A 19557-nucleotide genomic window follows, 5' to 3' on the forward strand; every position below is an offset into this window, starting at 1 on the left:
AGTTTGACATATTCGCTTACCCTAAAAACTCTTTCATGAATATTTTGTTTCATATGGGAAACAAACCGTTTAGAATAAATATTGACTATATTATGGGCACATAGTTGTAACGAGGAATGTACATTTAGAATAAAATCAGAAAAAAATCTTGCAGTGCCCTTAGCTATTCTTTTATATTGTCCACGAAAATGTGACATCGAGCGACAATCACGGGAACTTAATAGTCATAACAAGCTTTGTAGTAAGGCTGATAAGTACAATCATGTTGGCTAATGAACACTTACTATAAAGCTGTTATGCACACAAAGGATATGAATTATGTGGAAGAATTTGGGACTGACGGGCAAGATCATTGTTGCCATGGTGCTCGGTATTGGACTGGGCCTATTTCTAAACTACTCAGGATTGAACGGCGAAGGTGGCTTTGTTAATACTTACATCACCAATGGCTTCCTTGCCATTGTTGGTAAACTATTTGTCAACTCGCTAAAAATGTTGGTCGTACCTTTGGTGCTTATCTCACTGATTTGCGGTGTATGCGGTATCGGTGATATTCGCCTACTTGGACGTATTGGTACCAAAACGTTCATTATTTATATGATAACCACTGCACTCGCTATTGCGACTGCAATTGGTCTTGGCTCGTTATTCGGTATCGGTAAAGGCATGAATATCGGAACGGAAGCCGAGTTTGAAGCAGCGTCAGCGCCGCCTCTACTTGATGTATTCTCTAACATTATCCCATCGAACCCCATCAGCGCGATGGCAAATGGCGATATGTTATCGATCATCTTCTTTGCTATTTTGATTGGTGTCAGTATCTTGATGGTAGGTAAACCTGCCAAAGGCTTAGTGCAGAGCCTAGAGCTGATCAACGAAGTTATCTTAAAGATGGTCACGATCATCATGAACCTTGCACCATATGGTGTATTTGCGCTATTGACCAAAGCAATGGCAGAGCTAGGTTTAGACTTGATTTGGTCACTACTTGGTTATGTCGCGGTATTGGTCGGTTCATTGGCCTTCCACTTCTTTGTTACCATGATGATTGTACTTAAAGTATCTTCAGGCTTGTCTATCAAGACGTTCTTGGCAAAAATGCGTGAAGTACAAATCTTTGCTTTTAGTACCTCAAGCTCGAACGCGACGATTCCTATTACCTTGCGTACGGTTACCAAGCGTATGGGTGTAAACAACTCAGTTGCGTCGTTCACTGTTCCTTTTGGTGCTACTATCAATATGGATGGTACAGCTATCATGCAGGGTACTGCGACCATATTTATTGCCAACATTTACGGCATTGATTTGGGCGTGACCGAATACTTAACCGTCATCTTGATGTCAGTACTAGCATCTGTTGGTACGGCTGGTGTACCTGGTGTTGGTCTAATCATGCTGTCTATGGTATTTGCTCAAGTAGGTCTACCAATCGAAGGTATCGGTCTAATCTTGGGTGTGGATCGTATCCTTGATATGCTACGTACTGCTGTAAACGTCGGTGGTGATGCTGCTGTTACTACTATCGTGGCAAAATCAGAAGGCAAAATGGATCTGGCTATTTACAATGATCCTAACGCTGGTGCAAAAGACGTATTTGATGGTCATATCGATGAAGACAATGAGCGTGAGTTCTCTGAAGTCTTTAGTGATGGCATCATGGGTAGTGAATACGATGATGTCGATCGTCGCCGCTAACCCACTCCTGCTAGATAGAAGTGCATAAAATAAAAAACCTCAGTCAAGTTGGCTGAGGTTTTTTTATGATCAATAACCAGTAAATAATAATGGTTGATACGGTTCTATCAACAACTAATTAGCCAAACACGTACTTGGTCAACATCGCCAGACAGACCAATACAATTACTGGACGAATCAATTTACTACCGCCTTTAACCACCATATGCGAGCCAAAATAGGCGCCGATGGTTTGTCCAACCATCATCGCCAGCCCTACTTTCCACAATACGTTACCACCCAAAATAAAGAAGATTAACGAGCCAATATTAGTCGATAAATTCAATACTTTTGCCGCACCTGTTGCTTCGATAATTTGACGACCACGTAATGCCACATTGCCAAGCGCAAAAAACATCCCAGTACCTGGACCGATATAACCATCGTAAAAACCAATCAACGGTGCCACGACTTTTTGCCATTTGCCCTCTGAGATGCGCGGTGCCGCCTCTACTTCACCCAATCTAGGAGCAAATAATGTATAGATACCGATAGCGGCGATCAAAAATGGAATCACCTTTTCAAGCAAGTCAGGTGGTGACATCTGTACAGCGATGGTGCCAATAACAGAACCAATAAAAGCGGCGATAATAGCTACTTTAATACGTTGCGGTTTGACGACCCCTTTTCTAATCATAGTAATAGACGCCGCTAGTGCGCCTGATGCCGCTTGCAGTTTATTGGTACCGAGCGTTAATACTGGTGGGATATTAGCCAGTAGCATGGCAGGGATAGTCAACAACCCGCCGCCGCCAGCGATAGCATCAATAAATCCTGCCAATGCGGCCACCGCAGTAAGCATTAAAATAATCTCTAACGAGAAAGTTAAGTCCATGACACTGACCTGCAAAATATGATAAGAAGAGAAAAGGAGTTCTGAGATAAGGCTAAAATATCGTTACCGATAAGCTGACAGCTTACCAGTGCTAGCAAAAGAAATAATGACACGTCGCACAGCGCTGCTCATTATAAAGATAAAACCGTAAAAAAAGCCAAAAACGTAACAAAGTCTGCTAAATTTGTCTAGTAACATTCCGAATATACTCAACCGAATAGCGACTTATTAAAAAGATGTAACGACTTACAACTATTGTGCTCGTCAAATCCTCTTTATAATATTGCTATTGTGAATATAAAAAAGTAGACCGTTGGCACTGGCTCAACGTATTTTGTTGTCTATATTGATAAGAGTATGAGAAACTGTTTCTGTCTATTTGCTACCTCAAAATTATAGGTAGCGCAGACATTGATGGATATTTGAGGTTATTTAGTAAATTGTATTTAGCGAATGAGGATGATATGGCAATACGAAGGATTAAGGCATTTTTTGAATTTGAGGCAGCAGGCGGTATCGTCTTAGCATTGGCTGCCATTGCTGCAATGATCATTGCCAACTCCCCTCTTAATGTTTGGTATGAAGGTTTTATTCATGCACCAGTCGCCATTCAGATTGGTGAGTTTGCGATTGCCAAAGACGCTCATCACTGGATTAACGATGGTCTGATGGCGGTTTTCTTTTTCTTGGTTGGATTAGAGCTTAAGCGTGAAGTACTCATCGGTGAGCTGTCCAATGTCAAACAGATAATACTACCAGCAGGTGCCGCATTGGGCGGTATGATTATGCCAGCGATTGTCTATCTGCTTTTTAACTACAATGAGCCTGAGTTTTGGAAAGGTTGGGCCATTCCTGCGGCTACAGATATTGCGTTTGCACTCGGTATTTTGAGTCTTTTAGGTAACCGTGTACCCAACTCTTTAAAGGTCTTTTTGGTCTCTATTGCTATCTTCGATGATATTGGCGCGATTCTGATTATCGCTTTGTTTTACACCAGTGAGTTGTCATTAGAGTCATTGGCAGTAGCTGGTTTATGTTTGCCGTTCTTATATGTTCTTAATCGCCGTAACGTCACCAACATCACGCCGTATCTACTCATCGGTCTGATCATGTGGATTGCTGTACTCAAGTCTGGTATCCATGCAACATTGGCAGGGGTGGTATTAGCACTATTTATCCCGATGTTCGATCGTACTGATCCTGAGCACTCTCCGCTTGAAGAGCTAGAGCATGATCTGCACAATACTGTTGCCTTTGGTATTTTGCCAATCTTTGCTTTTGCCAACTCGGGTATCTCTCTCGAAGGCGCAGGTTTTGCTGAGTTATTCCACTCAGTACCGCTAGGTATTGCTGCTGGTTTGTTTATCGGTAAGCAATTAGGCGTCATGATTATGTGCTGGTTAATCTTTAAACTTGGTATCTCAACTATGCCAAAAGGTATGGACTATAAGCAAATCTACGGCGCAGCTCTATTGTGTGGTGTTGGTTTTACCATGAGTTTGTTCATTGGTGGCTTGGCGTTCGCTGGCGACACCACTATGTTTGATGAGCGCTTGGGTATTATTATGGGTTCAATCGTCTCTGGTATTGCTGGTTACATCATGCTAAAAATGAGCTTAAAAGACAATGCTAGCGGTACATCGGTCGATTTGACTCGCCCGCATTAATGAAACGTAGAGTAGCTTATAGTGGTACTGATTAATATTGATGCCATTTATAAGCTGCTCTATTTTATTTATATATGCGTTATCGTGATGTTTAGAAATAATTTAGCAATCAATGACAAGACTATATAACGTGATTGATTGCTAGCATCATTTATTTGTGTTCATAGTTATTATCGTTATCACAGCTACCGGAGCTAATCATGTACCGACCTATACACCGCGTTGTACGTCAACTGGCATTAGGGTTATCTGTGTTCGGTAGTATCTATCTGCTAGCAGGCTGTGCAACACTCTCCAAGCAAGAATGTCTCGTCGGTGACTGGCAAGCTATCGGCTATAACGATGGCGTGGCAGGTTACCATTCAGATCGATTAGCCTCTCATACAAAAGCCTGTGCCAAAGCTAGCGTCGCCCCTGACTACCAAGCATGGGAGCGCGGTCGTAAACTTGGTCTGCAACAATACTGCACCATCAATAATGCCTATAACATTGGCAGACGTGGTCGTCAGTTGAACAATGTTTGTCCAATTGCTATGGCCAACACATTGCAAGCAGCTAATCAAAAAGGGCTAGATTATTACACCTTAGACAGTCAATTAGACAAAGACAATCGTCTCTTAGATACTTACCAATCAGAATTCGACCAGCTAGAAAATGGTGAAATGCTAGATTTTGCTAATGAAAAAGAAGCCCGTGCACGGCTGCTATCTCTATCTGATGAGATTCGTGATACCAAACGCCGTATCCAAAAGACGCAGCAGCAATTAGATTCACTGAACCAATCCAGTAGTTTTTACGAATAACTAGGGTGCAAAGCTATCGCAATGCAAGTTTTACGCTCTAAGGCATGTCCTCACTCTGAAAATGGTACTTGATAACTATGGATAAGAAAATCATCAATACGGCAAGTACTCCAACTGACAAACCTGACTTTCCATCATCGAATGCTCAATCATCGAACGCTTATCAGCGTCATGGACGTACCACTGCTATCGATGACCATAGCGATTTGCAGGTTTTGAAACGCATTAAACGTTATCTATTGCCAAAAGACTTTACGATCTCGCCTGCTCTACTTGATGAGATCGTGGCAGGTTACGATATTGGCGATCCACTCGCAGATGCGTTAGCCGCTCAGAACATAAAATTTGCAAAGCCTTTACAGCATACTATTCTTGGCGATAGCCCAAAAAATAATCCTGCGAACAATTATCTTGTAAGCAAGGACCTTGTAAACAATCCATCATTTAGCGCGCTCACTGAGCAATTTAGCAGCCATCCTAACTGGTTCGACCCAAAGCTTGCTCAGATAGGTGCAGTTGCCTATCGGCGCTATCCATTGATGCTCATTTGGCTACTGCGTAATGTTGCTCTGATGGCTGGCTATAGCATCCCTGCCCTCTCGCTACCACTCATTCAGACGGGTGCACTGATGCACGATGCGCTACCGCGACTGATGCGTACTTATGCTTATATCCTAGCTGTGTCTGAACACCCTTCATCTAATATGAGTGCAGTTAATCAAAATAAACCTGTCGAGCAAGTGTTAGCCATTGGCTCTGAGGGCTGGCGACAATCGATCCAAGTACGTCAGATACATACTTTGGTACGGCAAAACTTACTCAAAGGGAAAGGCAATGCGGCTACAGGCGTGATACCAAATGCCGAGCAACATCATAACCCTGACGGTAGTTGGAATACTGACTATTGGGGCATCCCTATCAATCAAACCGATATGATTGCCACCCATTTACAGTTCTCCTTACTGATTATGCGCGGTCTACGACTACTGGGCGCACGTATTAGTACAGAAGAAGCCGAAGGTATCTTGCATCTATGGAATCTTGCCAGTTATTGGATGGGGGTTGATTTAGATCGTTTACCAAAAGATGAGGCCGCGTGTTGGGAATGGCTCTATACCTATCTATCGATACAGCAGCTAGACTTTAAGATGGGTCAGCCATTGGCAAAAGCATTGCATGATTTACCGCGTCAGCTGATGGGTGAAGACAATCGCCGTGGACGTTTTGTTGAAATGGTCAACGCGAGTGTCACCCGCACCTTAGTTGGTGATGATATAGGCGATGGTCTGGACTTACCAAAATCAAAGATACGCTTTGGCGTGCTATCTTCTGTACCGATTCTTTTTGCGCTCGATACTGCACGGCAGCATAATGCGTCCGTAGCCCATAAGCTAGAAGCATTCCGTGCCAAGCGCCAAGAAAATATGAACTGGTGGCTTAAAAAGAACGATGATTATTATAAGTAGATGACCATAGTCATTCCAGTATAAAAGCATTACTGCGTTAACCTCGCTTGAAGTATCACATATACATCTACACTCGGTTGCCTTGTACTACTTTTAAGTTGCCTTGTACTACTTTTAAATTGCATCGACTATATTATAAGTAGATGACATTTATCAGCGTTTGTTTTCTACGCGGTAATACCATTCGAGCTGTCGATCAAACCCTGTTTCTAATAGGTTAGCAATTACCCGTCCTGTTAGCCCCCACACTGTCTCACCATCGACCTGCCAGCTCGGCGTTAGTATGGTAGCCATTTGCTCTTGCATTTTATACTCAATTTCATATTCTACCGTTGGTTGAGTGACTAACGATTCTAAATCTGCCCAAAAGATACGTGATATCTCTCCCGCTTCAGGTACGAGTACCAGACCTGGGGCGATGAGTGCTACGATTGGACGTACGCTCATACCACTTTTTGAAGTTTGGATAGGCAGCTGACCAAGCAACTGGACTTTATTGGGCGGTAGCGCTGTTTCTTCACAGGCTTCACGCAATGCAGTGACCACATTATTACCATCGCCTCGATCATGTTTACCACCCACACAAGACACCTCACCCGCATGACTGTTCATATGGGCAGCGCGGCGTGTTAATAATAATTTAGGTCTGCGCTCATGAGTAATCGCGACCAATATCGATGCATCAGCAATGGGTGTCTGATATAAGCTGTCTAAAATACGCGTACTTTGTGAAGTGTTGCCACTCTCGTACATCGCTGGACTCGTCAGCGCGTTCAATGTCTCGTGCTGCACTCGCTCGGCTAGTTTTCTGAGTGTGGGATGACGAATAAAACTTGGGACAGCGACGCTAAACTTGTTAAAGAAATCAATATTTTCGGGTATGGTCATTATCAAATCCTATGAGTGGTCATCTTCATATTACTCATGAAAATACCTGTGCCAGCATACCAGTATAACCTGTTGCTAGTATGGCAGCCTTTCTTATTAGTCCGATTATTGCTTTAGTAGATGCATCTCATATTGATGTTGTTTCAGGCAAAGTGCGATTCATTAACGTATCGGCTGATTGCTATACATATATCGGGTTACTATGATAAATATAAAATTATTTGCCGCTTATGTATAGGCTTTGTTATGTAGACTGAGCCTCCATTAAGGTGAGTTTTTCAACTAAATGACTGTTTTCTGCTGTGTATTCACACCTTTTTAAATTACTCAATACCTTATCCCGTCTACTTTAGACGGTAATAGATTTATTGAATGAGACTTTCTCAATATCCTTTTTGCTTGATATTCGTTCATGGTAATAAGTCTCATAACCGCATTTTTAAATTACCAAACATTAACTGAGTAATATTTCAAAAAATGCATCTGAGTATTATGATAGTCGTTAGTAAGGCTATGAGGCAGACATTCTAAAATAGCATTATAAAAATATCGATGCCAGCGTCATAGGTTTGCTGTAATAAAAATAGATGACACCTCAAAAGAACAAAGGATACAGATTATGACAGACCAAATCGACAAAATGATGCCACCTGCTGAATACATTAATGATAATTATAAAGGCTCAAGAAAACTGGCTGATAAGCGCGTTTTAATCACTGGCGGAGACAGCGGTATCGGCCGCGCAGTGGCTTTTCATATGGCACGCGAAGGTGCCAAAGTTGCCATCCTTTATCACTCTGATGAAGAAAGCGCGAATGAGACACGTGAAGGTATTGAAGCAGAAGGCGCAGACGCGTTGGTATTGCAGGGTGATACGGCAGATAGCAGTAGTTGCAAAGAGGCAGTAGAAGCCGTCGTGGCAAAATGGGGCGGCATTGATGTGCTAGTCAACAATGCTGGTATGCAAAAGCCGTATCATGATTTGTCTGAGGTCAGTGATAAAGACTGGCAACAGCATTTCGATGTCAATATGGCAGGGATGTTTTATGCAACCCGCGCCGCCCTTGAGCATATGAAAGAAGGTGATAGCATCATTAATACGACATCTGTTAATGCGTATGTCGGCAACGATGTATTGGTGCCGTATACCGCTACCAAAGGCGCTATCGTCGGCTATACTCGCGCTCTATCGCAACAACTACTTAGTCGCGGTATTCGCGTCAATCAGGTGGCACCAGGCCCTGTAGTGAGCGAGATTCAACTGGTATTTAAAGACTTTGACAAAGATATTTTAGAATCTATGTCTTCACCAATGGGGCGTATGGGTCAGCCACGTGAAATGGGTGCTGCCTATGTATTTCTTGCTTGCCAAGACAGTAGCTTCGTGACTGGTCAGACCTTGCACATAAACGGAGGCATGATTACCAATGGCTGATATCATGGACTCTCCTGACTCCTCTGATTTGCTATCTGTCTGTTGGGCAGATAGTAGTACTCATCGCCGCTGGTTGCTTGCTGAAGGGCAACGTTTGCTTAACCATTATGCTAAAGCGCGCGTGCCCTCAGGGTTTGCTACTCTCGGTCACGACGGCAATATGGTAGATGACACAGCAAAGAGTATCATCACTGCAAGGATGGTGCATTGCTACGCGCTAGCGGCACTAATGGGTATACCGGGTGCAGCAACACTTGCTGACCATGGCATAGATGCGTTGCTTGATGGCCCATTACACGACTCGGTGCATGACGGTTGGTTTAGTGATGCTTCTTCAACTCATGAAAACCCATCACGCAAAAACGCCTATTTGCATGCCTTTGTCGCTCTGGCTGGCGCGTCTGCTAGCATTGCTGGTCGCCCGCGCGGTTCAGAGCTCATGCAAGCTGCAATAACCGTTATCGATGAGCACTTCTGGTTAGAAAATGAACAATCGATGCTGCCCTCTTTTGCGGCTGACTGGTCTGATCCTGAAGATTATCGCGGCGCCAATTGCAACATGCATACGACCGAAGCCTGCTTAGCACTGGCAGATGCCTCGGGTGAGACGCGTTGGCTAGACCGTGCGCTACACTTAGCCAAGCGTTTCGGCCATGATATTCCTAGTAATTACGATGGTCGCCTACCTGAACATTTTGATAGCAAGTGGAATCTGTTACCTGACTACGATGCGAATGAACCTTCTGATGATTTGAGACCTTGGGGGCTCACACCTGGTCATTTTGCAGAATGGGCAGGACTGCTGCTCAAGGTTGAGTCTGCTTGTATCGCGCATGGTTATGACGTACCTGATTGGCTGCTACCTGATGCTACCGCATTATTTGATAGCGCTATCGAGCGCGGCTGGGCACCTGACGGTCAATCTGGCATGGTCTATACCATCGGCTGGGATGATGAGATTTCAATACCAAACCGTCCTTACTGGGTACAGGCTGAGATGGCTAATACCGCGCTGATGCTATCGCGCCGTACGGATGATCCACGCTTTGAACATTACTACCGTTTAGCTTGGGATTATATTGCCAGTACTTTGATTGATCTTGAGCATGGCGGTTGGCGTCATGAGGTAGATGCAGATGGCAACTTAAGTACGGTCGTGTATCCGACGCGCGAGGATCTTTATCATGACTTTCAAGCCACTGTAACGCCATTGATTCCTACCTCTGCCTCGGTAGCTGGTGGATTACGCACACAGATGCTCGAAACAAAAACCCAATTCCTATAACTTAATTGTTATGTAGGATATACTCGATAAGATAAGAACGCTTTGATGGCGATTGAAATACGCTGTCAGAGCATTTTTGTTGTAATCATAAAAATTAAATAAAATAGCTTTTCTCGTGAAAAATTAAAGGATATGCTTAAAAGCATTTTCCACTATCATTGCTGTATACAAAAGCAAACATCAGAACGGCAAAAAAACTTTTAAGATAAGTGGACACACAATATTTATTAATAAAGGTAGTTGGTATGAGCTATTGTCTCCAATGCGGTCATGAAGCAGAACGAAAAATCCCACCTACGGACAATATGCCGCGTTTGGTATGCCCTAATTGCCACTATATCCACTACGAAAACCCAAAAGTTATCTGTGGCTCGCTGGTGGTACATGAAGACAGAGTGCTACTCTGCCGCCGAGCGATTGAGCCACAATATGGGCTATGGACGATACCTGCAGGTTTTATGGAAAACGGCGAAACCATGGCTGAAGGCGCCGCACGCGAGAGCTATGAAGAAGCTGATGCCATCGTACTGAATCCGCATCTATACTGCATTTATGACCTACCAGATATTGGGCAGATCTACTCTATCTATCTGGCCGATCTAAAAGATGGCGCGTATGGTATTGGCTCAGAAAGTCTCGACTGTGCCCTGTTTAGCGAAGAAGATATCCCATGGGATACACTGGCGTTTGAAGCCATTCGCCGTACTCTAAAAAGCTACTTTGCTGATCGTAAGCAGTTCAGTGAGCTATCAGAATTTCCGATTCATCAAGACAAAATTGGCAAAGATTTGAGTATCAAGCGATATTAGTCAATTACCTAACCGCAAAAAGCCAAGCATGATGCTTGGCTTTTTTGTGCTTAACTTTTAATCAAAAACAAACCTAATTGTCTTAGCTCTTAATTCTACAAACCTCAAAGCCTAGGCCTTTTACTGCCTCTTCTTTGTCATAAGGCGCTAGCACGGCACGTACATGCTTTTTACCTTGCAGATATTGCTTGGCAACGCGCTGCAAATCAGCGACCGTCACGGCTAATATTGACGCACGCATTTTACGCTGCCAGTCAACACCGCGATGATGCAAGTTAGCAAAACACGCTTTGATTGCTTCGCCTGCAGGAGAGCCCGGCTTATCCATGCCTGAGATAATACCTAAGATAGCTTCTTCCAGCTGTTCATCGGTTTGTGGCTCGTTTAATAGCCATTCGATACTGGCATCAAAGTGAGCAAAAGTCTCAGCGCATTGCGGATCGCGATAGCTAAAGAACTTAAAGGCACAAGCGTTGGCATCGTAACCTGCACCGCCACCATAGGCACCGCCGCGCTCACGAATCGCACTGTGCAAATAGCCGTTACGTAAGTAAGGCGCTAATACCATGAGTGCAGCGGTATCAGGATGGTCAGCAGCAGGTACGGTATAAGCACTGGCGTTATGATATACGTTAGTTGGTACTAGCCATGCTAAATCTGCAACATCTAGCACGTCATTTTTAACATCGTCGCCATTTTCTAATGCTTTGACTGTATCAGTCGCACCATTTAGCGCAGTATCTAATTGCAGGTTTGCAAACTCACTTGGGATACTTGCTGCTGCGTTCGTTAGATCATTAGAAGCGGTCGACGCTTGGCTGTCTTTCCAGCTATCAACAATTAAGCTACTCAAGCGTTCGGTTTGCTCTGCTTCACAGATAATAACGGCATGCTTAGGCAAGCTGATCAGACGTTGATGTAAATCCATCAAGCTCGTAGCCAGTTGATCCCACTGAGCATCATCTGTACTAGCATGTGCCAAGAAATCCTTAAGTGCGTTCAATGCTGGTAGGCCGCTGCGCACATATTCCAACTGCGCTTGGCGACTCATGCCACGACTGGCCGTTTGCATGGCGTATGAATGACCAGATCCTGCTAGATTTGATTGCCAACCTGCTTGACGCTGTTGCAAGATTTCTTTGATACGGTCATGCTCAGAAAAAATACTGTGCTCCATCACTTCTTTGAGCAAATCAATCGCTTCAGGCTTACGATTTAGCGCACGCGTTGCTACAACAAAGTAGCTGCTAATCGCTTGGCTATCATCGACGTTGGTACGTTGGCTGATACGTGCAGTCACACCAGAAGAATGCGCTGCCTGCTTGGCTTGCATCTCATGAGCACTGAGCGTGTCAGTACCTAGCTCAGACAATAGACTTAAATAAATAGGTAGTAATGGATGATTGATCACATCATTAACTGGTAGCTCATCTGCGCTCGCATTACCGATGGCCTCAGTAAGCGGAACAATCACTTGATAGTAATAAATGCCATTAGTGCCAGCTTCATACTCAAATAGCGTGCTGTCTTGCCCGCTCAAACGCACCTGCTTTTGCGTGCCTTCTTTAAAGCTGATATCCGTTGGTACGTCTTCTAGACCTACTTTTGGTAACAAGCTTAAATCATCTGGCGCAGCTTGACGTGCAGCCAAATCTAAGGCTTGTTGCTTTAAAATAGCCTTGTCATCAGCAGTCAAATCCATCGCGATAGTATCCAAACGAGTCTGCTCAGCTGCTGCCAAACGGGCTGTTTTTTCGCTATCAGGGGTCATCGTCACGCGTACGCGATGCTGATTGTCCAATAGATGCGTTTTAATCAAGTTCGGTAGCCACTGCGGATCGACGACTTGCTCACGTAGCCACTGTAGATGCTCATCCACTTCCCAAACGTCGATAGGGTTGCCATCATGAATGGCGGTACTAAAGCCCTCTAGCATCAGGTTTAGACCATAAGGAATGCTATCGCCACCAATGTGACGCTGATCAATTTCAATCTGATGCAAAATAGTTTCGATTGTCTCATCATCAACTGGTGAATTTGCCACTTCGGTCAGCAAATCAATAATGCCCTGCTCGACCGCTTCGGCATGCTCAGGGTTAGAGCCGCGCAGACCCGTATAAAAGACCATCTCATAATGACTGTCATCAAGACCCAATAGTGGACTTGGCGCCTTACCTAGTGGATGGCTGTCAAGATAAGCACGCAATGGCGAGCCTGCATGCTCAATCAATACACCTTCTAATAGACGCAATGCCAAACGCTGCTTAGGATCGGTAATCGATGGTAGTAACCAAGCAACCACATGATGCGTCTGATCTGGGCCTGCTTCGTCAGCAGTATAAGTATCGACCGCACTGATTGGTGCAGACAAACGCTGTTCTGGACGCGATACATGCTTTTTGCCTACTTCAAACTGAATCAAGGCATCTTCATGAATTTTGACTTGCGTCTCAGCAACAGGGATATTACCGAAGCTCATGATGACACTGTTTGACGGATGATAATGACTCTGGTGAAACTCGGTCAGCTCAGTATGCGTTAAGTCAGGGATATCAGCAGGATCGCCGCCTGAGTTATAATGATAGGTCGTCGTTGGGAACAGATGATGAGCAACCGTATGATATAGCTGATCAATCTCGCCACTCATCGCGCCTTTCATTTCATTAAACACGATACCCTTAAACTGCGGCTTATCATTTTCATCAAGCTCTACACGGATGCCTTCTTGGGCAAAATCGAGCGGATGGATATTTGGGAAAAACGACGCGTCTAGATAGACAGCAAGCAAGTTAAAGTAGTCATTTTTGTTTTGCGTGGCATACGGATAGGCCGTCCAATCAGCGGCGGTCATCGCATTCATAAACGTATTTAACGAACGTTTAATCATTGAAAAGAACGGATCACGTACTGGGAACTTGTTCGAACCACATAATGCCACGTGCTCTAAGATATGCGCCTCGCCTTTTGAATCCATTGGCTGGGTGCGAAAACCGACCAAAAACGCATTTTCATCACTTGGATGGGCCAGATGATAATGCATCGCTCCTGTTTTTACATGCTGACTGATCAGCACATCCATCGATAGCGCCTCAATATGGCGATGCTCAATCAGCTCAAATGCTGGATGCAAGGTTAAATCAGCAGTAAATGGCGTGTCCGTCATAGTTATCCTTATCGCTTATTATGCGTATAGTGCCCTGACTGTCAGGGAAAATAGAGTAATAAATTGGCTAAAAAAGAGTTGGCTTAGCGCTATTAGTGGGGCTGCGACATGGATAAGTCAAGGCAGCAGTCATGCAATAATCCACCACATAATCTACGCGGCTATCAACTTTAGCTATTAAAGCCTTATAGTTACAAATTTATAAATATCCACAATTTTATTATGGATTTATCGCTTAACAAAGAAGTCCTGCACTGCTACTATAAAGTTAACTATTAACAGGAGTGGAGTACTTTATGAGCTACCAACACGTTTTACTGGTCACTGACTTGCTGTCTGATGCGGACAAAGTGGCGCTAAAAGCCAAACGTATTCTCGCAGGCTCTCCTGAAGCCAGACTGTCTGTCTTGCATATAGTCAAGGATGACATGGTGCGCTTCGGTTACGAGCTCGTGCCGTCCTCTAGCCTCTCGGGTGATGTCGATAGTGAAAAGTGGCAAGAAGCACGGGCTAAATTAGCGCAATTTTTGGCACGTAACGAGCTAGAAGCAATCAACTCTGAGGTCACCGCTGCCATCTCTAATAGCAAAGGTATCATTAACTATTGCCGTGAAAAAGAGGTCGATTTACTTATCATTGGACGTCATGAGCGCCATGGTATTGCGGCTTGGTTGGTAGGAGCCACTGCCGACAGTATCTTGCCAAATGCCCCTTGCGACAGCTTAGTGGTGAAGCTTGATCAGCCTGTCTTGGAATAATTGGCATCGCTCTAATCCGCTGCTAAAGACGACAAGCTTTACTTAACAGCGCCCTAGAGTAGTGCTATAGTAAATACTATCTGACATGAGGAAGACGCTATGAGTTACGAACATATTTTACTGGTCACCGACTTACTCTCTGATGCAGATATAGTCGCCCAAAAGGCCAAGCGCATCGTCGAAAACCGTCCAGGCTCTAAGCTATCTGTTTTGCATATTGTCAAAGACACCATGGTTGGCTTTGGCTACGAGCTGGTACCCGCCTCTAGTCTATACGATGAGATTGATGATGAACGCTGCCAAGAAGCGCGTGCAAAGCTGGCGCAATTCCTTGAACGCAATCAGCTAAATGCAGCAACGTCGGAAGTCACGACTGCCATTTCTAGCAGTGAAGGTATCGTCAGCTACTGTCATAAACACGATGTCGACCTATTGGTCATCGGTCGTCATAAGCGTACTGGTATCGCTGCATGGATCAGTGGCGCAACTGCGGATAATATCTTGCCCAATGTACCTTGCGACAGCTTTGTAGTGCGACTGGACAAGCCTGTTTCAGCATAACAATATGCTTCGATTGTCTTATCTAATATCAAGCATATCTTAAACAAAAAAGCGTAGCGTAACTTTTGACGCTGCGCTTTTTTATGGCTAATAGATTTTAAGTTCATCCAGTCTTATCGTTTAACCTTGTTGAATAATATCTATAAAGGTTTGCCAAATGGGGCTTTGGTGCCGAGCTTTGTGCCAGACCAGCCACCATGTCCTTGATAGATCAATTCCCGCTACATTTACCTGTACTAGCTCACCTTTCGCGAGTTCCGTCTCAATCACATGCTGCGATAGACAACCAAGACCAATATCTGTACTCACCATATGCTTGATGGCCTCGGATTGATGTATGGCCTTTACCACTTCTGCATTGGGTAGATACTTAAGCAATTGCTCGTCGATAATCTGCCGTGTGCCCGACCCTGCCTCACGTACCAATAGCGGCAACTGCGCTAACTGATTAATACTCAGCTGATAGTAGTCCTTATCTTCGCTATAGGTAGCCACATTCTTTAGCCACTTGCTATCACGCTTGGCAAATATCACTAGCGTATCGGTACGCCATTCGCGCTGCTCAATAACTTTCATATCTATCGGACGCGGCACTCCTTCTACCAGCGCGATATCGATATTTAGTTGCTCAACCTCGCTCACTACCTCTTGCGTATTAGCGATATACATATCGACATTAGCATCGGGTAGCGCTTCATATAGCTTGCCAAGCAATGACGGCAGCACGTAGTTGCCGATAGTAGTACTGGCACCGATATGAATCTGTCCTGCTTGATATTGATGATAATGCTCAAGCGTGAGCGACTGACCCAAAATCGCCTGTGCCTGTATATAAATAGGATGAGCGTTGGGATGCTGATTGAGCCGGCGACCGACGCGCTCAAATAGTGGCATCTGTAGTCTAGACTCTAACTCTGTCAACGCGCTACTGACTGCTGATTGTGATAAGTGCAGCTCCTCACTGGCGCGACTGGTGCTACCTGTCTGATAAATACTGACAAAAACAGCGAGCTGCTTAAGCGTAATCTTTGGCACTGTCTGCACAGATTTTTTCATGATATCAATAATACCTTATGTCATTTTTTAGCTTGTCTTGTTCAATATGCATGTCTTTCATTGCAGCTTATACGCGGCATATCGACTTCTATCATAATCTCTAACCTAAAAAATCGATAGTTTATATCTCATTAATCTGTTTTTATTATAAATGCAGTGGGCATATACTGTCTATTCATAAGCTTATGCTTATCTTAATATAAGTAATAGGATGCCGCGTCATGCACACACTTGTCCAATCAGTCAGCAACTCCGTTCATAACTATACTCCCAATCACCGTCACTTAACGGGATTGGTAGTTGTTCTGATTGGTAGTTTGTTTTGCTTATGGTTGGACAGCAGTTTGGATATCTGGTCAAACGGACGTATCGTCGGCTTGTCCTCTTTAACGCTAGCGATATTGCTAGGCATGATATTAGGCAATACTATCTATCCCAAATTCGCTGAACGTTTAAACGGTGGCGTTTGCTTTGCCAAAGGTCAAATCTTGCGACTTGCAATTATGTTTTATGGGTTTAAGTTAACCATGACACAAGTTGCGAGCGTCGGTATGCCAGCGATTATGACTGACGCGCTGGTACTAACGTCAACCTTTTTGCTGACCTATTGGTTAGGTACTAGATGGTTAAAAGTCGATAAAGAAACGGTTATCTTGATTGGCTCAGGGGCAAGTATTTGCGGTGCTGCTGCCGTCATTGCCGCAGAGCCTGTGGTCAACGCGCAGGCCCATAAAGTCACTGTCGCCGTGGCAACCGTGGTGGTGTTTGGCACTATCGCGATGTTGCTATATCCTTTTTTATATCATCTTGGTTGGTTACAACCTTGGCTAAGCGCCCAGCAGTACGGCATGTACACTGGCTCAACCGTCCATGAAGTAGCGCAAGTCGTAGTCGCAGGTAATGCAATTAATACCGAGATTGGTGATACCGCTGTCGTGACCAAGATGATACGCGTCATGATGCTCGCGCCTTTCCTGCTTGTATTATCGTTTGCGCTAACTAAAGATCGCACCGTAGATAGTGCGGCTGTAGAAGAAGATAATAAAGACGAGACAGCGTCATTTATGACTCGTGTTAAACAAGTCAAAGTACCATGGTTTGCGTTTATCTTTATCGGCATTGTGTTGATACATACTTGGGTGCCGATGTCTGAGAGTATCGTACGCAGTATGGTGATGCTAGATGATGTACTACTGACGATGGCTATGTTTGCGCTAGGTTTGACCACTCATTTGAGTGCGATCAAGCAAGCTGGCGTTAGACCCCTTATCTTAGGTGCTATTATGTTTGGTTGGTTGATACTGGGCGGTGGTCTGATTAATATCGGCATTAGCTTTATATAATAATTCGACTGTTCATTCTTAACTGCTGATGTCATTGCACAATATAAAAGGCCTCCAACTATCTATAGTCGGAGGCCTTTTTGCATCTTTTATTTGGTCTAATATGATTGGCTAAAACTTTTAATCTTGGACTAGTACTGACTTTAATACCAGTACCTTAAATACCAGCCTCTCAAGTACTAATGCTTTAAACACTAATGCTGTAAATACCAAGTCTCTAAATGCTAAAACATAGACGAAAAAAAACGAACCCGAAGGTTCGCTTTTCTACATCTATTCATCTATCTGTCTATAAAGACAAATTAGATAGCAACGATGTTATGTGCTTGTGGGCCTTTTTGGCCTTGAGTTACAGTGAACTCAACTTCTTGGCCTTCAGCCAAAGTTTTGAAACCTGAACCAGTGATTTCGCTGTAATGAGCAAAAACGTCTGCGCCAGTTTCTGGAGCGATAAAACCAAAGCCTTTAGCTTCGTTGAACCACTTAACTGTACCTTTTTGAACGTCTGACATAGTATAATCCTACTTTTAAATTTATTAATGGTCTAGTGACCGGTAACGCTTGCAAATAGCTACTGAACGATAAATATTAAAACGAAGGATTATAACTAATACTACGAGGTAATGATTTGGTGCAGAACTGCTCTTAAGCTTGGGCGTATTATAAGGGGTACATCCCAGTATCGCAAGTCTTATCTCATGTTTCGTGTAACCAGAGCCGTTTATTGGCTGATTTTGGCGCAAATTGCAACGGATTTAGGCATTTGGTAAACGGAACAAATATATCGCTACCCCACTACAGACAGCGGCTACCGCCCATGCTATCCACATCATATCGGCAGGCAAACGATAAAATAACATAATTGTCGATGCTGCCATCATAACAGTCGCTAAACACTTGGCATAAAGCGGAACGGCATGATTCTCCTCCCAGTCACGGACGAATTTGCCAAAGTATTTATGATTAATCAGCCAAAAATGAAAGCGTCGAGAACTACGCGCCCAGCAGCCTGCTGCTAGCAAGATAAAAGGCGCGGTGGGCATCACTGGCAACAATATACCGATAATACCTAAGATAAAAAACAACCAACCAAGCGTCAAAAAGGTCCAACGTAGCATTGGGCTGTTGGATTGATCGGTCTTGGGTCGGTAATAGAACGCTTTTTTATTATCGGTCATATAAGTTGTCGGTCGTGTAAGTTATCAGTTATGCTAAATGTCAATTGTTTAGAGTAGCGCCTATTATATAAGCAGCGGCATAGAAGGCTAATCATGCAATATCACTCGTCTGTGCACAAGACTATTTATATAAGGTTTTTGCTATTGATAAGTATGTTTGGTTAGTAATTGGGTAAGCACTAATAATAAATGCTGCACTCTTTTATTAATCCGTCGCTAAAAATAACTATCAGTAGCCGTGGTAGACAACAGCTATCATAAAGAGCGGTTAACGAACACCAATCATCACCTGTCATTGTCGTGCTTGATACGCTTGCATCCCATCTTGTAAGTCGTCTATGATGACGCAGTAACTATCGATGATATCCATGAGCAGTACTGATCAAAAATAATGCCATACCAATCAATCTTGTCGGGGTGCTTTGATTTAACGCTGTAGACACAGCCTACATCATCGCTGAGACACACCCGTGAACCTGAAGCAGTTAGCACTGACGTAGGAAACAAGCGTGACACGCCCTCAGAGGTCTATAAATAAGAGCAGTCTATAGATGATGTACTGGTGATAACCATATC

Annotated in this window: 16 protein-coding genes; 10 read left to right on the plus strand and 6 right to left on the minus strand. The window is 43.9% G+C overall.

Going from position 1 to position 19557, the window contains the following annotated elements:
* The first annotated feature begins 318 nt into the window (after positions 1–318).
* A complete protein-coding gene (locus ACQKCP_RS10665) occupies positions 319–1695 on the plus strand; it encodes a dicarboxylate/amino acid:cation symporter (RefSeq protein WP_057761609.1) in 1377 nt (458 codons plus the stop codon).
* Between the two features lie 118 nt (positions 1696–1813).
* Here ACQKCP_RS10665 and ACQKCP_RS10670 read toward each other — a convergent pair whose 3' ends face one another.
* Positions 1814–2569 carry a TSUP family transporter gene (locus ACQKCP_RS10670; protein WP_057761611.1) on the minus strand — a complete coding sequence of 252 codons (756 nt, stop codon included), beginning with the start codon at positions 2567–2569 and terminating at the stop codon, positions 1814–1816.
* A gap of 464 nt (positions 2570–3033) precedes the next feature.
* Between ACQKCP_RS10670 and nhaA the strand changes: the two genes are divergently transcribed.
* From nhaA to ACQKCP_RS10685, 3 genes are all read left to right on the plus strand, one after another.
* A complete protein-coding gene (gene nhaA, locus ACQKCP_RS10675) occupies positions 3034–4236 on the plus strand; it encodes a Na+/H+ antiporter NhaA (RefSeq protein ID WP_179799353.1) in 1203 nt (400 codons plus the stop codon).
* Positions 4237–4436: 200 nt separating this feature from the next.
* The gene (locus ACQKCP_RS10680) at positions 4437–5039 is read left to right on the plus strand and encodes a DUF2799 domain-containing protein (protein WP_427612300.1); all 603 of its coding nucleotides are present in this window, start codon (positions 4437–4439) and stop codon (positions 5037–5039) included.
* A 77-nt stretch (positions 5040–5116) separates the two neighbouring features.
* Positions 5117–6505 (plus strand): oxygenase MpaB family protein, encoded by a 1389-nt coding sequence (locus tag ACQKCP_RS10685; protein ID WP_427612301.1) that lies wholly within the window; start codon positions 5117–5119, stop codon positions 6503–6505.
* A 153-nt stretch (positions 6506–6658) separates the two neighbouring features.
* Here the strand turns inward: ACQKCP_RS10685 and ACQKCP_RS10690 are convergent, their stop codons facing one another.
* Complete coding sequence (locus ACQKCP_RS10690; RefSeq protein WP_057761619.1) at positions 6659–7393, minus strand: NUDIX hydrolase; 735 nt, start codon at positions 7391–7393, stop codon at positions 6659–6661.
* Between the two features lie 619 nt (positions 7394–8012).
* Here ACQKCP_RS10690 and ACQKCP_RS10695 point away from each other — a divergent pair.
* From ACQKCP_RS10695 to ACQKCP_RS10705, 3 genes are all read left to right on the plus strand, one after another.
* Positions 8013–8828 carry an SDR family oxidoreductase gene (locus tag ACQKCP_RS10695; RefSeq protein ID WP_427612302.1) on the plus strand — a complete coding sequence of 272 codons (816 nt, stop codon included), beginning with the start codon at positions 8013–8015 and terminating at the stop codon, positions 8826–8828.
* Between the two features lie 4 nt (positions 8829–8832).
* Positions 8833–10113, plus strand: a complete 1281-nt coding sequence (locus ACQKCP_RS10700; protein WP_427612303.1) for an AGE family epimerase/isomerase — start codon at positions 8833–8835, stop codon at positions 10111–10113.
* A 245-nt stretch (positions 10114–10358) separates the two neighbouring features.
* Entirely contained in the window at positions 10359–10922 is a 564-nt protein-coding gene (locus tag ACQKCP_RS10705) for an NUDIX hydrolase (protein WP_427612304.1), read from the plus strand.
* 82 nt (positions 10923–11004) lie between these two features.
* Here ACQKCP_RS10705 and ACQKCP_RS10710 read toward each other — a convergent pair whose 3' ends face one another.
* Positions 11005–14085 (minus strand): insulinase family protein, encoded by a 3081-nt coding sequence (locus ACQKCP_RS10710; protein WP_427612305.1) that lies wholly within the window; start codon positions 14083–14085, stop codon positions 11005–11007.
* 296 nt (positions 14086–14381) lie between these two features.
* Here ACQKCP_RS10710 and ACQKCP_RS10715 point away from each other — a divergent pair, with 296 nt between their 5' ends.
* Positions 14382–14843, plus strand: a complete 462-nt coding sequence (locus ACQKCP_RS10715) for a universal stress protein (RefSeq protein ID WP_427612306.1) — start codon at positions 14382–14384, stop codon at positions 14841–14843.
* A gap of 99 nt (positions 14844–14942) precedes the next feature.
* A complete protein-coding gene (locus tag ACQKCP_RS10720; protein ID WP_057761630.1) occupies positions 14943–15404 on the plus strand; it encodes a universal stress protein in 462 nt (153 codons plus the stop codon).
* Between the two features lie 120 nt (positions 15405–15524).
* On the opposite strand, the gene ACQKCP_RS10725 is transcribed toward ACQKCP_RS10720, so the two are convergent.
* The gene (locus tag ACQKCP_RS10725; protein ID WP_427612307.1) at positions 15525–16460 is read right to left on the minus strand and encodes a LysR substrate-binding domain-containing protein; all 936 of its coding nucleotides are present in this window, start codon (positions 16458–16460) and stop codon (positions 15525–15527) included.
* A 221-nt stretch (positions 16461–16681) separates the two neighbouring features.
* Between ACQKCP_RS10725 and ACQKCP_RS10730 the strand changes: the two genes are divergently transcribed.
* A complete protein-coding gene (locus ACQKCP_RS10730; RefSeq protein WP_427612308.1) occupies positions 16682–17803 on the plus strand; it encodes a YeiH family protein in 1122 nt (373 codons plus the stop codon).
* Between the two features lie 302 nt (positions 17804–18105).
* Here ACQKCP_RS10730 and ACQKCP_RS10735 read toward each other — a convergent pair whose 3' ends face one another.
* Positions 18106–18315, minus strand: a complete 210-nt coding sequence (locus ACQKCP_RS10735; protein WP_045453470.1) for a cold-shock protein — start codon at positions 18313–18315, stop codon at positions 18106–18108.
* A gap of 243 nt (positions 18316–18558) precedes the next feature.
* Positions 18559–18981, minus strand: a complete 423-nt coding sequence (locus ACQKCP_RS10740; RefSeq protein WP_427612309.1) for a YbaN family protein — start codon at positions 18979–18981, stop codon at positions 18559–18561.
* Positions 18982–19557: the final 576 nt, after the last annotated feature.

This window comes from Psychrobacter sp. NPDC078631 (genome assembly GCF_050268165.1).
Taxonomy (GTDB): Bacteria; Pseudomonadota; Gammaproteobacteria; order Pseudomonadales; family Moraxellaceae; genus Psychrobacter.

Bases quoted from the DNA above. Each gene is read 5' to 3' on its own strand.
- ACQKCP_RS10730 (WP_427612308.1), top strand. From the start codon at position 16,682: ATGCACACACTTGTCCAATCAGTCAGCAACTCCGTTCATAACTATACT.
- ACQKCP_RS10680 (WP_427612300.1), top strand. From the start codon at position 4,437: ATGTACCGACCTATACACCGCGTTGTACGTCAACTGGCATTAGGGTTA.
- ACQKCP_RS10715 (WP_427612306.1), top strand. From the start codon at position 14,382: ATGAGCTACCAACACGTTTTACTGGTCACTGACTTGCTGTCTGATGCG.
- ACQKCP_RS10690 (WP_057761619.1), bottom strand. From the start codon at position 7,393: ATGACCATACCCGAAAATATTGATTTCTTTAACAAGTTTAGCGTCGCT.
- ACQKCP_RS10720 (WP_057761630.1), top strand. From the start codon at position 14,943: ATGAGTTACGAACATATTTTACTGGTCACCGACTTACTCTCTGATGCA.
- ACQKCP_RS10670 (WP_057761611.1), bottom strand. From the start codon at position 2,569: ATGGACTTAACTTTCTCGTTAGAGATTATTTTAATGCTTACTGCGGTG.
- nhaA (WP_179799353.1), top strand. From the start codon at position 3,034: ATGGCAATACGAAGGATTAAGGCATTTTTTGAATTTGAGGCAGCAGGC.
- ACQKCP_RS10665 (WP_057761609.1), top strand. From the start codon at position 319: ATGTGGAAGAATTTGGGACTGACGGGCAAGATCATTGTTGCCATGGTG.
- ACQKCP_RS10735 (WP_045453470.1), bottom strand. From the start codon at position 18,315: ATGTCAGACGTTCAAAAAGGTACAGTTAAGTGGTTCAACGAAGCTAAA.
- ACQKCP_RS10740 (WP_427612309.1), bottom strand. From the start codon at position 18,981: ATGACCGATAATAAAAAAGCGTTCTATTACCGACCCAAGACCGATCAA.
- ACQKCP_RS10700 (WP_427612303.1), top strand. From the start codon at position 8,833: ATGGACTCTCCTGACTCCTCTGATTTGCTATCTGTCTGTTGGGCAGAT.
- ACQKCP_RS10710 (WP_427612305.1), bottom strand. From the start codon at position 14,085: ATGACGGACACGCCATTTACTGCTGATTTAACCTTGCATCCAGCATTT.
- ACQKCP_RS10705 (WP_427612304.1), top strand. From the start codon at position 10,359: ATGAGCTATTGTCTCCAATGCGGTCATGAAGCAGAACGAAAAATCCCA.
- ACQKCP_RS10695 (WP_427612302.1), top strand. From the start codon at position 8,013: ATGACAGACCAAATCGACAAAATGATGCCACCTGCTGAATACATTAAT.
- ACQKCP_RS10685 (WP_427612301.1), top strand. From the start codon at position 5,117: ATGGATAAGAAAATCATCAATACGGCAAGTACTCCAACTGACAAACCT.
- ACQKCP_RS10725 (WP_427612307.1), bottom strand. From the start codon at position 16,460: ATGAAAAAATCTGTGCAGACAGTGCCAAAGATTACGCTTAAGCAGCTC.